Here is a 12,003-nt window from a genome sequence, read left to right as displayed (position 1 = left end):
ACGGGCTGTGGATCCTTTGGATGACGGCGACCTATCGACGACCCTATACTCGCGCCTGGATAAATAGACAGTGTGGCAGCCAATGCCACTGGTGGATGACAGGCATGACGCTGATTCTGGGGATTGACCCCGGTTCCCGCATTACCGGTTACGGTGTGATACGTGATACGGGGCGCACATGTGAGTACGTAGCGTCAGGCTGTATTCGAACGGGTGGTGGGCCTCTACCGGAGCGCTTGCAGATTGTCTTTCGCGGCGTCAGTGAGGTAATTCGTACCTTCGGGCCGGTGACCATGGGCATCGAACAGGTGTTCATGGCGCGCAATGCCGATTCGGCACTTAAGCTTGGGCAGGCGCGTGGTGCCGCTATCGTCGCCGCTATGGAAGCAGGCCTGGAAATCAGCGAATACACGGCGACCCAGGTCAAGCAGGCGGTGGTCGGAACCGGCGCGGCGGACAAGCAGCAGGTGCAGATGATGGTCATGCACCTACTTAAGCTGGTGCAGAAACCGCAGATCGATGCCTCGGACGCTCTGGGCATCGCCCTGTGTCATGCTCATCACCGGCAGAGTCTTATTCCCCATGGTCTGGCCAGCGCCAAGCGGCGCGGTGGTCGTCTTCGTTTGTAATCGAGTTGAAGGAATGCGCCGGTGATCGGACGTTTACGCGGCACCCTGGCGGAAAAGCAGCCGCCACATTTGATTCTGGATGTGAATGGTCTGGGCTATGAGCTGGAAGTCCCCATGACCACGTTGTACCGTTTGCCCTCGTTGGGTGAGCCGCTGACGCTGCACACTCATTTGGTGGTGCGCGAGGATGCGCATCTGCTTTATGGCTTTTTCGAGAAGCGTGAGCGCGAGCTATTTCGCGAGCTCATTCGCCTCAATGGCGTGGGCCCCAAGCTGGCGCTGGCGTTGATGTCGGGGCTGGAGGTCGATGAATTGGTGCGTTGCGTGCAGGCTCAGGACACAGCCGTGCTGGTGAAAATTCCTGGCGTCGGTAAGAAAACCGCAGAGCGCCTGCTGGTCGAACTCAAGGATCGCTTCAAGGCCTGGGAGACGGTACCCGGCATGGCCAACCTGGTGGTTGAACCTCGTGCGGGTAGCGCAGTCACAAGCGCGGAGAATGATGCGGTCAGTGCGCTTATCTCTCTGGGCTACAAGCCGCAGGAAGCCAGTCGCGCCGTTTCGGCGGTCAAAGAAGATGGGTTGAGTAGTGAAGACATGATTCGTCGCGCGCTGAAAGGAATGCTGTAAATGCTCGAAGCAGACAGGCTGGTTACGGCAGGTAGCCGCGACCGCGACGAGCAGGTCGACCGCGCCATCCGACCGTTGTCGCTGGCCGAGTACATTGGCCAGCCCGTGGTGCGTGAGCAGATGGAGCTGTTCATCCAGGCGGCCCGCGGTCGCAAGGAGCCACTCGATCACACGCTGATCTTCGGCCCGCCGGGCTTGGGTAAGACTACCCTGGCGAACATTATTGCCCAGGAAATGAACGTTTCCATCAAGAGCACTTCGGGCCCCGTGCTCGAACGTCCTGGTGATCTGGCTGCGCTGCTGACTAATCTTGAGCCCGGTGATGTACTGTTTATTGACGAAATTCATCGTCTATCGCCCATCGTCGAAGAAGTGCTGTACCCGGCGATGGAAGATTTTCAGCTCGATATCATGATTGGTGAGGGGCCTGCCGCTCGTTCGATCAAGCTCGATTTGCCGCCCTTCACCCTGGTCGGCGCAACCACTCGGGCTGGGATGCTGACCAATCCGCTGCGTGACCGCTTCGGCATCGTGCAGCGTCTTGAGTTCTATAACATCGAAGACCTGGCGACCATCATCATGCGTGCGGCCGGCATTCTCGGTTTGCCGATTGAGCCCGAGGGGGCGTTCGAGATCGCCCGGCGGGCTCGTGGTACGCCGCGTATCGCCAACCGCCTGCTGCGTCGCGTTCGGGATTTCGCAGAGGTACGTGGGCAGGGCGAGATCACCCGGCAGATCGCCGACCTGGCCTTGAACCTGCTGGATGTGGACGAGCGTGGGTTCGATCACCAGGATCGCCGCTTGTTGCTGACCATGATCGAGAAGTTCGACGGCGGCCCGGTCGGCGTCGATAGCCTGGCTGCGGCGATCAGCGAGGAGCGGCACACGATAGAAGATGTGCTGGAGCCTTACCTGATCCAGCAGGGTTACATCATGCGCACGCCGAGAGGGCGAGTAGTGACCCGACATGCTTACTTGCATTTTGGTCTGAATACGCCGAAACGCATGGATGAGCGGCCAGTGCTCGACTTGTTCACAGAGGGTGAGGGGCAATGAAAAAAATACTTGTCGCGCTGATTGGCAAGACTCGGTGCGGGCACTAGAGTATGCGCGCGCAATACGCTGGTCAGCCGTTCGCCCATCGCTGTCGTGTTTACTACGAAGATACCGATGCCGGTGGTGTCGTCTATTACGTCAACTACCTCAAATTCATGGAGCGGGCTCGAACCGAGCGGCTGCGCGAGCTGGGTTTTGCCCAGTCGACGCTGGCTGCAGAGGGTCTATTGTTCGTCGTGCACTCCAGCGAGGCGCGCTATCACGCGCCGGCGCGGCTGGACGACGAATTGCTGGTAAGTGCTGAAGTAACTGAATTGAACCGTGCCAGCCTGCGCTTTCGTCAGCAGGTGAGGCGGGTAACGGATAATGCGCTGCTCTGCGAAGGGCAGTTTCTGGTGGCCTGTGTGTGCGCCGATAATTTCAAACCCCGGGCCATGCCTCTGTCTGTGCGAACCGCGTTCGCCAAGCAGGATGGTACCGGTACATCTACTGCAGGAGAGTAAGCGTGGAAGCCAACGCCGTTGACCACATGTCTATGTGGAGTCTGATCAGCAACGCCAGTCTGGTGGTGCAGTTGGTGATGCTGATCCTGGTGGCCGCATCGGTCACTTCTTGGGTCATGATTTTCCAGCGCAGCAGTTTGCTGCGTGGCGCCAAGCGTGCACTTGATAACTTCGAGGAGCGCTTCTGGTCCGGTATCGATCTGTCCAAACTGTATCGTCAGGCGGGCAGCAATCCAGATCCGGATTCGGGCCTGGAGCAAATTTTCCGTGCTGGCTTCAAGGAGTTCTCTCGCCTGCGTCAGCAGCCTGGGATGGATCCAGACGCGGTAATGGATGGTGTTGCTCGTTCCATGCGCGTAGCCATTTCCCGCGAAGAAGAGAAGCTCGAGCAGAGCTTGCCGTTTCTCGCTACCGTCGGCTCCACCAGTCCTTACATCGGTCTGTTCGGTACCGTGTGGGGGATCATGAATTCCTTCCGAGGTCTGGCTCAGGTGCAGCAGGCTACTCTGGCAACCGTAGCGCCCGGCATTGCTGAGGCACTGATCGCCACGGCTATCGGTCTGTTCGCTGCGATCCCTGCCGTTATCGCCTACAACCGTTTCGCTGCCCGCGGTGAGATGCTGATCTCTCGTTATTACACCTTCGCCGACGAGTTCCAAGCGATCCTGCACCGCAAAGTGCATAGCAGTGAAGAATAAGCCTTAGGCATTCATAGATAGGTTTTCAGAGCCATGGCCAGAATTCGCAATAGACGCAAGCCCGTCGCCGAGATGAACGTAGTGCCTTACATCGATGTGATGTTGGTGCTGCTGGTCATCTTCATGGTCACGGCGCCGATGCTCAACCAGGGGGTCAAGGTCGACCTTCCTCAGGTCAGCAGCGAAGTGCTGCCGCAGGACAATGATTCCCAGGTACTGACCATCTCCATCAAGTCCGACAAGTCCTACTACTGGAACATGGGCACTGAAGTGGATACCGATACGGTGCAGGATCGCGCCCTGACTCTGGATGAGATGACCCGTGCCGTCACCGCCATCATCAACCAGACTCGCAGTCAGGGTAAGCAGGTGCAGGTGTTTGTACGTGGCGACAAGGCCGTCGATTACGGCACTGTGATGTCCGCTATGGGTGGCTTGCAGCAGGCTGGCGTAGGTAACGTCGGTCTGATTACCGAGGCGCCCTAATGCGGCAGCGTGAGCGCTCACCTTCGGAAAATCTGTTCTGGCCGGTGGTCTGGGCCGTAGGTCTGCATGTGCTGATGTTTGGCATGCTGTTCGTCAGTTTTGCCTTTGCCCCGGATCTGCCACCAGCAAGACCGATCGTGCAGGCTACCCTGTACCAATTGAAGTCGCAGAGCCAGGCAACTACCCAGACCAACCAGAAGATTGCGGGCGAGGCGAAGAAAACCGCAGCACCGCAATTCGAGACTGAACAGCTCGAACAGAAAAAGGCCGAGCAGGAAAAGCAGGCCCAGGCTGAAGCGCAGAAACAGCAGGCCGCTAAAGCAGCGGAACAAAAGAAAGTCGAAGAAGCTCAAAAGGCCGATGCGGCGAAGAAGGCAGAGGCCGATGCCGCGACGAAAGCAGCCGAGCAGAAGAAGCTGGCTGATGTCGCCAAGGTAAAAGCTGCGCTTGAGGCCGACAAGAAAAAGGCTGCTGAAGCGGAAGCGAAGAAAAAAGCCGCCGAGGATGCCAAGAAAAAGGCAGCTGAAGAGGCCAAGAAGAAAGCGGCAGCCGATGCAGCGAAAAAGAAAGCTGCCGAGGATGCCAAGAAAAAAGCTAATGCACAGGCAGCTGAGCGCAAAGCGGTAGAGGACAAGAAAGCAGCGGCTTTGGCCGAGCTGCTGTCCGATGACACCGAGCGTCAGCAGGCGCTGGCCGAGACTCAGGGTGATCAGGTTGCGGGTAGCCTCGATGATCTGATCGTCAAATTGGTAAGTGAGCAGTGGCGGCGGCCGCCGTCGGCGCGCAATGGCATGAGTGTTGAGGTGCTGATCGAGATGTTGCCCGACGGCACCATCACCAATGCCAGTGTCAGTCGCTCTAGCGGTGACTCGCCGTTCGACAGTTCAGCAGTACAGGCAGTGCGCAACGTGGGGCGTATTGCAGAAATGCAGCAACTTGATCGTGCCACGTTCGATCGGCTTTACCGGCAGCGTCGTGCCGTCTTCAAACCGGAGGATTTAGGTCTGTGAATACCCTGATGCGAATCGTTGTACTGGGGCTGGCCATGCTGGTCGGTAGCGTGCAGGCGGCTGATCCCCTGGTGATCAGCACCGGCACCGATCGAGCCACGCCGATTGCCGTGGTGCCGTTCGGCTGGCAGGGCGGCAATGTGCTGCCCGAAGACATCGCCACTATCGTTGGCAATGATCTGCGCAACTCCGGCGTGTTCGAGCCGATTCCACGGCAGAACATGATCAGCCTGCCGACTCAAGGCAGCGAAGTCATCTACCGTGACTGGAAGGCGTTGGGCGCCCAGTACGTGCTGGTTGGCAACATCGTGCCCAACGGTGCACGTCTGCAGATTCAGTTCGCTCTGTTCAACGTAGCCACCGAGCAACAAGTACTGACCGGCAACGTTGGCGGCAGCACCGATCAACTTCGCGACATGGCTCACCATATCGCCGATCAGTCGTTCGAGAAGCTTACCGGCGTCAAGGGCGCGTTCTCCACTCGCATGCTTTACGTCACTGCAGAGCGCTTCGGGGTGAACAACACCCGTTACACTCTGCAGCGTTCGGACTATGACGGTGCCCGTGCAGTAACCCTGCTGCAGTCCCGTGAGCCGATCCTGTCGCCGTCGTTCGCGTCCGATGGCAAGCGTATCGCCTACGTTTCCTTCGAACAGAAACGTCCGCGCATCTTCGTGCAGCACATCGATACCGGTCGTCGCGAGCAGGTCACCAACTTCGAAGGCCTCAACGGCGCGCCTGCCTGGTCGCCGGATGGCAGCAAGCTGGCGTTCACGCTGTCGAAAGACGGCAACCCGGAAGTCTATGTCATGGACATAGCCTCCAAAAATCTGCGCCGCGTTACCAACCACTACGCCATCGATACCGAGCCTTTCTGGGGCAAGGACGGTCAGACGATCTATTTCACCTCTGACCGCTCGGGCAAGCCACAGATTTATAAGACCAACATCAATTCTGGTGCGGTCGAACGAGTGACCTTCGTCGGCAACTACAATGCCAACCCAAAATTGTCTGCCGACGAAAAGACCCTGGTAATGATTCATCGCCAGGATGGTTACACCGTGTTCAAGGTAGCTGCACAGGATCTTGAGCGTGGCAATTTGCGCATTCTTTCAGATACAAGTTTGGATGAGTCGCCTACTGTCGCGCCCAATGGAACGATGATAATCTACGCTACCCGCCAGCAGGGGCGGGGAGTCCTGATGTTAGCGTCCGTTAACGGTCGCGTTAGGCTCCCTCTACCTACCGCTCAAGGCGAAGTTCGAGAGCCATCCTGGTTCCCCTTCCTGAACTGATGCGCGGTGCTTCACCTGTTTGTATGCTTAACACACTGGGGTTCATTAGGAGTTACACATGGAAATGCTGAAATTTGGCAAATTTGCTGCACTGAGCCTGGCTCTGGCAGTGGCTGTTGGTTGTTCCTCCAAAGGCGGTGATACCGCTGGCGAAGGCGCTGTAGACCCGAACGCTGGCTACGGTGCAAACACCGGCGCTGTCGACGGCAGCCTGAGTGAAGAAGCCGCTCTGCGCGCTATCACCACTTTCTACTTCGAATACGACAGCTCTGACCTGAAGCCGGAAGCCATGCGCGCTCTGGACGTTCATGCCAAGGATCTGAAAGGTAATGGCGCTCGCGTCGTCCTGGAAGGCCACGCTGACGAGCGCGGTACCCGCGAATACAACATGGCTCTGGGCGAGCGTCGCGCCAAGGCCGTTCAGCGTTACCTGGTACTGCAGGGCGTTTCCCCTGCTCAGCTGGAACTGGTTTCCTACGGTGAAGAGCGTCCTGTTGCCACTGGCAACGACGAGCAATCCTGGGCTCAGAACCGTCGCGTCGAACTGCGTAAGTAATTCGATATGCGAATGTGCCGACGTGTAGTAACCGTTATGGCGCTGAGTCTGCCGCTTGCGGCTTGGGCTCAGATTCCCGTACAGGATGGCAGTACCGGTAACGGTGGTGCCAGTCCGAATGCCGGTTACGGCACGTCTGGCGCCTACGCTGGAGGTGGGGTGGAAACCCCATCTTCGGCGCAGGGCATGCTGTTCAATCAGCTCCAGCAGATGCAGCAGGAAATCGCGCAACTGCGTGGCATGCTTGAAGAGCAGCAGAACGATATTCAGCGTTTGAAGCAAGAAGGCCTGGAGCGATACCAGGATCTTGATAAACGTCTGAGCAGTGGTGCCGCAGCTGGTGCTGCAGCCACACAGAATTCTCCAGCCGCGGGTGCCAGCAATGGCACCGGTGGTTCCTCCGCTGGTGACGCAGGGCAGGCGCAGGCCTCCGGCGAGCCGGCAGACCCGGCGAAGGAAAAGCTGTTTTACGATGCAGCTTTCGACCTGATCAAGGCCAAGGATTTCGACAAGGCCAGCCAAGCCTTCGCAGCGTTCCTGCGTCGTTATCCGAACAGCCAGTATGCGGGCAATGCCCAGTATTGGCTGGGGGAAGTGAACCTCGCCAAGGGTGATCTGCAGGGTGCCGGCCAGGCCTTCGCCAAAGTCAGTCAGGCCTATCCGCAGCACTCCAAAGTACCTGATTCGCTGTTCAAGTTGGCCGATGTGGAAATTCGCCTAGGCAACAATGACAAGGCCAAGGGCATTCTGCAGCAGGTCATCGCCCAGTATCCGGGCACTTCGGCTGCTCAGCTGGCTCAGCGTGACCTACAGCGCATCCAGTAAGCCTCAGCTTGTGAACGAAACCCGCGCCTGTCGCGGGTTTTTTATTGGCCGTCAGCTGAGCGCTCGAGCTACAGGCCGTCGACAGGGGCGTCAAAAATGGCTGCAGGCCGTTTTTTTCGTTTAGAATCGCTGTCCTTTTTCGCAACGGAGGCGGATGGCCTGTTTCGCCGTCACGCCCGTGGCCCCTATGAAAGATACCCTGCGCATTACCGAGATTTTTTTCTCGCTGCAGGGGGAAACGCGTACTGCCGGCTTGCCGACGGTATTCGTGCGCCTGACCGGCTGCCCCCTGCGCTGTCAATACTGCGACACCGCCTACGCCTTCAGTGGTGGAGAGATCCTCTCGCTGGACGCCATCCTCGAGCAGGTGGCGAGCTACCGTCCTCGTTATGTGTGCGTTACCGGTGGCGAGCCGCTCGCACAGCCCAACTGCATTCCCTTGCTCCAGCGTCTGTGTGACGCCGGTTACGACGTGTCCCTGGAAACCAGTGGCGCGCTGGACGTTTCGGCTGTCGATACTCGGGTCAGCAAGGTCATCGACCTGAAAACTCCAGGTTCGGCCGAGGTGGCCCGCAACCGCTACGAAAACATCGAGTACCTGCAGCCGCGGGATCAGGTCAAGTTCGTGATTTGTTCGCGTGAGGACTATGACTGGTCGGTGAGCAAGATCATCCAGTACGGCCTGGCCGAGCGCGCCGGCGAGCTGCTGTTCTCGCCTAGCCACCAGCAGGTGAGTGGGCGTGAGCTGGCCGAATGGGTGATCGCTGACAATCTGCCGGTGCGCATGCAACTGCAGCTGCACAAGATTCTTTGGAACGATGAGCCGGGGCACTGACATGAGTGAAAAGAAAGCGGTCATCCTGCTGTCCGGTGGCCTCGACTCCGCCACTGTGGTGGCGATGGCCAAGGAGCAGGGTTATAGCTGCTATAGCATGAGCTTCGACTATGGGCAGCGGCATCGCTCCGAGTTGCAGGCTGCCGAACGGGTTGCCCGGCAGTTGGGGGTGGTTGAGCACAGGGTGATCGGTATGGATCTCGGCGGTATCGGCGGCTCGGCGCTGACCGATGCCAGTATCGATGTGCCGCAGGCCCCCACGACAGGAATTCCGGTGACCTATGTGCCGGCGCGCAACACTGTCTTTCTAGCCTTGGCTTTGGGCTGGGCCGAGGTGCTGGAGGCCCAGGACATCTTTATCGGTGTTAACGCGGTGGATTATTCCGGGTATCCGGATTGCCGGCCGCAATTCGTCGAGGCGTTCGAGCACGTGGCCAATCTCGCCACCAAGATGGGAGTTGAGGGGCGGCGCATCTCTATTCAGGCGCCCTTGCAGATGATGAGCAAGGCTGAAATCGTCCAGACGGGGTCGCGTTTGGGGGTTGATTACGCTCTGACCGTCTCTTGCTACCTTGCCGATGGTGACGGGCGTGCATGTGGGAAATGCGATAGCTGTCGTTTACGTTCAGCCGGCTTTGCCACTGCCGGTGTGCCCGATCCAACTCGTTATCAATAGATTATTTTCTAGTAGGTGTTGAATTTCTGATTTAAATCAGTATTATAGCGCCCGCAGCACGGGTCGTTAGCTCAGTTGGTAGAGCAGTTGGCTTTTAACCAATTGGTCGTAGGTTCGAATCCCACACGACCCACCATTTAAAGTCTTCCTCGCGAAGACGCAATAAAAAGCCCGGATCTTGAAAAAGATCCGGGCTTTTTATTGCGTGCAATATTTGCTGCTAAAGTCCGCTGACGACTCCTGAGAGCCGCCAGCGGGTTGCATCACACTTTGACGATCCAGCCTTGCGGCGCTTCGATATCACCGGACTGCACGCCGGTCAGCTCGCTGTACAGGCGGCTGATGGTCGGGCCAACTTCTTTCTCACTGTAGAAGACGTGGAGCTTGCCCTCGTACTCGATGCCGCCAATTGGCGTGATGACGGCTGCGGTACCGCAAGCGCCGGCCTCCTTGAAATCGCTCAGGCGATCGATGAACACGTCGCCTTCGATGACTTTCAGGCCCAGGCGGCTTTGTGCCAGTTCGATCAGCGACAGGCGGGTGATGCCTGGCAGCACCGACGGCGATTTCGGGGTGACGAACTCGTCGTTGTGAGTGATGGCGAAGAAGTTCGCCGAGCCCACTTCCTCGATCTTGGTGTGGGTTTGCGGATCGAGGTAGATGCAGTCGGCGAAATTGTTCTTCTTGGCCTGCGAGCCGGGCATCAGGCTCGCAGCATAGTTGCCGCCGACCTTGGCGGCGCCAGTGCCTTGGGGCGCCGCGCGGTCATAGCCAGAGATCACGAAGTTGTTCGGCTTCATGCCGCCCTTGAAGTAAGGGCCGACCGGGATGCAGAACACCGAGAAGATGAACTCCGGAGCGGTGCGCACGCCGATGTTGTCGCCAACGCCGATCACGAAGGGGCGCAGATACAGCGCGCCGCCGGAGCCGTAGGGCGGGATGAAGCGCTCGTTGGCTCGGACTACTTGCTTGCAGGCCTCGATGAATTGCTCGCTGGATGGTGCCGGCATCAGCAGGCGCGCGCAGCTGCGCTGCATTCGCAGGGCGTTCTGGTCCGGGCGGAACAGGTTGATCGAGCCGTCCTTGCAGCGGTAGGCCTTGAGGCCTTCGAAGCACTGCTGACCATAGTGCAGGGCAGTGGAGCCCTCGCTGATGTGCAACACATTGTCTTCGGTCAGGTTGCCCTGATCCCACTCACCGTCGCGCCAGTGCGACAGGTAGCGCTGGTCGGTCTTGATGTAGTCGAAACCCAGCTTGTCCCATTCGATGCTTTCGTAAGCCATGACATCCTCAATCGCTGAACGACCACTGCGGGGCGCGCGCGTGGTCGATGTTTTCCAAAGTGGTGATAATTCGTACAGAGGTCGCATCCGGCCTCTGGGGCATCTCTGCGGTCGGCCATGTGCGGCCATGGCACTTGGCGGCTGTCGCTCGCCCAGGCAGTTATCCTGATGCTGATGATGCGGCGGATTATCGTGGCGATCAACCGGTGGATCGATGCGAGGTCGTTCGGGCGATTGAAAATCGTCCGGCAATGCCCTTAACATGCGCGCCCGCGCAAGGTTCGCAGCCCGCTGCTGTCTAACCTGCGATGCCGCTCTGCGTGTGCCGACCAGTTCGATGCGTCTGGCGGTATACTCAACGTTCCGTGCTCATAGACCTCGATAGGGCCTGACGACATGACGCAGATTGCCGAACGACTTCTTGTCCAAGCTCATCTTGATGCCAAGCAGCCAGAGACGCTGACGGCGGAGCAGGAAGCGTTCTACCGTGATGAAATTGGCAAAGAACTGAAGCGCCAGAATGCCGTTCTGGTGGCTCACTACTACTGTGACCCGGTACTGCAGGCGCTTGCCGAAGAAACCGGCGGCTGTGTGTCCGACTCGCTGGAGATGGCCCGCTTCGGTAATCAGCATTCGGCGCAGACCGTGCTGGTCGCCGGCGTAAAATTCATGGGCGAGACGGCGAAAATCCTCAATCCTGAAAAGCGCGTGCTGATGCCGACGCTGGAGGCTACCTGTTCGCTGGATCTGGGATGCCCGGTCGACGAGTTCGCCGCGTTCTGCGATCAGCATCCGCAGCGCACCGTGGTGGTTTACGCCAATACCTCGGCTGCGGTGAAGGCGCGTGCCGACTGGGTGGTAACCTCCAGCTGCGCCGTCGAGATCGTCGAGCACCTGATGGATAACGGCGAGAGCATCATCTGGGCGCCGGATCAGCACCTGGGCCGCTTCATCCAGAACAAGACCGGTGCCGACATGCTCCTCTGGGACGGTGCCTGCATCGTTCACGAAGAGTTCAAGGCCCGTCAGCTTGAGGAAATGAAGGCGCTGTATCCGGAAGCGGCCGTGCTGGTGCACCCGGAGTCACCAACCGCGGTGATCGACCTGGCCGATGCGGTGGGCTCGACCAGCCAACTGATCGCTGCCGCCCAGCGCATGCCGAACAAGACCTTCATCGTCGCTACCGACCGCGGCATCTTCTACAAGATGCAGCAGCTGTGTCCCGACAAGGAATTCGTCGCAGCGCCGACAGCCGGTAATGGTGCCGCCTGCCGCAGTTGCGCCAGTTGCCCCTGGATGGCGATGAACACCTTGCAGCGCACCTTGCAGTGCCTGCGCGAGGGCAGTAACGAAGTGTTCGTCGATCCGGCGCTGATCCCTCGGGCGATCAAACCGCTCAAGCGCATGCTGGACTTCACCCAGGCGGCACGCCTGAAGCTGGCAGGCAACGCCTGATAGCAGCGGCAAGCTGCAAGCGCCAAGTAAGAGCTGTCTGCAAAAAGGCTCTGGCTTGGCGCTTGTGTA

13 protein-coding genes, 1 tRNA gene and 1 pseudogene are annotated in these 12,003 nt (G+C 58.8%); 14 read left to right on the top strand and 1 reads right to left on the bottom strand.

Going from position 1 to position 12,003, the window contains the following annotated elements; genetic code table 11:
* Positions 1–104: 104 nt before the first annotated feature.
* The 13 genes and pseudogenes from ruvC to K5Q02_RS21210 all read left to right on the top strand — a co-directional run bounded on the left by ruvC (position 105) and on the right by K5Q02_RS21210 (position 9,332).
* On the top strand, positions 105–629 hold the full coding sequence (gene ruvC / locus K5Q02_RS21270; RefSeq protein ID WP_225833983.1) for a crossover junction endodeoxyribonuclease RuvC: 525 nt from the start codon (positions 105–107) through the stop codon (positions 627–629).
* Between the two features lie 21 nt (positions 630–650).
* Positions 651–1,256, top strand: a complete 606-nt coding sequence (gene ruvA, locus K5Q02_RS21265) for a Holliday junction branch migration protein RuvA (RefSeq protein ID WP_225833980.1) — start codon at positions 651–653, stop codon at positions 1,254–1,256.
* Entirely contained in the window at positions 1,257–2,312 is a 1,056-nt protein-coding gene (ruvB, locus tag K5Q02_RS21260) for a Holliday junction branch migration DNA helicase RuvB (protein ID WP_225833978.1), read from the top strand.
* A 50-nt stretch (positions 2,313–2,362) separates the two neighbouring features.
* A pseudogene (ybgC, locus tag K5Q02_RS21255) lies at positions 2,363–2,837 on the top strand (tol-pal system-associated acyl-CoA thioesterase).
* Positions 2,818–3,513 carry a protein TolQ gene (gene tolQ, locus K5Q02_RS21250; protein WP_225833975.1) on the top strand — a complete coding sequence of 232 codons (696 nt, stop codon included), beginning with the start codon at positions 2,818–2,820 and terminating at the stop codon, positions 3,511–3,513. The pseudogene ybgC and the gene tolQ overlap by 20 nt, the downstream one beginning before the upstream one ends.
* Positions 3,514–3,546: 33 nt before the next feature.
* Positions 3,547–3,999 (top strand): protein TolR, encoded by a 453-nt coding sequence (gene tolR, locus K5Q02_RS21245; RefSeq protein WP_225833972.1) that lies wholly within the window; start codon positions 3,547–3,549, stop codon positions 3,997–3,999.
* The gene (gene tolA / locus K5Q02_RS21240; RefSeq protein WP_225833970.1) at positions 3,999–5,009 is read left to right on the top strand and encodes a cell envelope integrity protein TolA; all 1,011 of its coding nucleotides are present in this window, start codon (positions 3,999–4,001) and stop codon (positions 5,007–5,009) included. The genes tolR and tolA overlap by 1 nt, the downstream gene beginning before the upstream one ends.
* Positions 5,006–6,304 (top strand): Tol-Pal system beta propeller repeat protein TolB, encoded by a 1,299-nt coding sequence (tolB, locus tag K5Q02_RS21235; protein ID WP_225833968.1) that lies wholly within the window; start codon positions 5,006–5,008, stop codon positions 6,302–6,304. Before tolA ends, tolB begins: the two co-directional genes overlap by 4 nt.
* Before the next feature lie 58 nt (positions 6,305–6,362).
* Positions 6,363–6,860 carry a peptidoglycan-associated lipoprotein Pal gene (pal, locus tag K5Q02_RS21230; RefSeq protein ID WP_042553163.1) on the top strand — a complete coding sequence of 166 codons (498 nt, stop codon included), beginning with the start codon at positions 6,363–6,365 and terminating at the stop codon, positions 6,858–6,860.
* A 6-nt stretch (positions 6,861–6,866) separates the two neighbouring features.
* Positions 6,867–7,685, top strand: a complete 819-nt coding sequence (gene ybgF, locus K5Q02_RS21225; RefSeq protein ID WP_225833966.1) for a tol-pal system protein YbgF — start codon at positions 6,867–6,869, stop codon at positions 7,683–7,685.
* A gap of 187 nt (positions 7,686–7,872) precedes the next feature.
* Positions 7,873–8,520: a 7-carboxy-7-deazaguanine synthase QueE gene (gene queE, locus K5Q02_RS21220; RefSeq protein ID WP_225833964.1), complete on the top strand. Its 648-nt coding sequence runs from the start codon at positions 7,873–7,875 to the stop codon at positions 8,518–8,520.
* Between the two features lies 1 nt (position 8,521).
* The gene (gene queC, locus K5Q02_RS21215; protein WP_225833962.1) at positions 8,522–9,196 is read left to right on the top strand and encodes a 7-cyano-7-deazaguanine synthase QueC; all 675 of its coding nucleotides are present in this window, start codon (positions 8,522–8,524) and stop codon (positions 9,194–9,196) included.
* 60 nt (positions 9,197–9,256) lie between these two features.
* A tRNA-Lys gene (locus tag K5Q02_RS21210) sits at positions 9,257–9,332 on the top strand.
* 127 nt (positions 9,333–9,459) lie between these two features.
* On the opposite strand, the gene K5Q02_RS21205 is transcribed toward K5Q02_RS21210, so the two are convergent.
* On the bottom strand, positions 9,460–10,479 hold the full coding sequence (locus K5Q02_RS21205; RefSeq protein ID WP_225833960.1) for a branched-chain amino acid aminotransferase: 1,020 nt from the start codon (positions 10,477–10,479) through the stop codon (positions 9,460–9,462).
* Between the two features lie 396 nt (positions 10,480–10,875).
* On the opposite strand from K5Q02_RS21205, the gene nadA reads away from it, so the two are divergent.
* Positions 10,876–11,934 (top strand): quinolinate synthase NadA, encoded by a 1,059-nt coding sequence (gene nadA, locus K5Q02_RS21200; RefSeq protein ID WP_225833958.1) that lies wholly within the window; start codon positions 10,876–10,878, stop codon positions 11,932–11,934.
* Positions 11,935–12,003: the final 69 nt, after the last annotated feature.

It is taken from the genome of Pseudomonas sp. MM211, assembly GCF_020386635.1.
Taxonomy (GTDB): domain Bacteria; phylum Pseudomonadota; class Gammaproteobacteria; order Pseudomonadales; family Pseudomonadaceae; genus Aquipseudomonas.
The sequence above is the reverse complement of the archived record's forward strand: the minus strand, read 5'-3'. Positions and strand labels throughout refer to the sequence as shown.

Coding starts and splice junctions, on each gene's coding strand:
- queE (WP_225833964.1), top strand. CDS start 7,873: ATGAAAGATACCCTGCGCATTACCGAGATTTTTTTCTCGCTGCAGGGG.
- ybgF (WP_225833966.1), top strand. CDS start 6,867: ATGCGAATGTGCCGACGTGTAGTAACCGTTATGGCGCTGAGTCTGCCG.
- ruvC (WP_225833983.1), top strand. CDS start 105: ATGACGCTGATTCTGGGGATTGACCCCGGTTCCCGCATTACCGGTTAC.
- K5Q02_RS21205 (WP_225833960.1), bottom strand. CDS start 10,479: ATGGCTTACGAAAGCATCGAATGGGACAAGCTGGGTTTCGACTACATC.
- ruvB (WP_225833978.1), top strand. CDS start 1,257: ATGCTCGAAGCAGACAGGCTGGTTACGGCAGGTAGCCGCGACCGCGAC.
- tolA (WP_225833970.1), top strand. CDS start 3,999: ATGCGGCAGCGTGAGCGCTCACCTTCGGAAAATCTGTTCTGGCCGGTG.
- nadA (WP_225833958.1), top strand. CDS start 10,876: ATGACGCAGATTGCCGAACGACTTCTTGTCCAAGCTCATCTTGATGCC.
- tolR (WP_225833972.1), top strand. CDS start 3,547: ATGGCCAGAATTCGCAATAGACGCAAGCCCGTCGCCGAGATGAACGTA.
- queC (WP_225833962.1), top strand. CDS start 8,522: ATGAGTGAAAAGAAAGCGGTCATCCTGCTGTCCGGTGGCCTCGACTCC.
- pal (WP_042553163.1), top strand. CDS start 6,363: ATGGAAATGCTGAAATTTGGCAAATTTGCTGCACTGAGCCTGGCTCTG.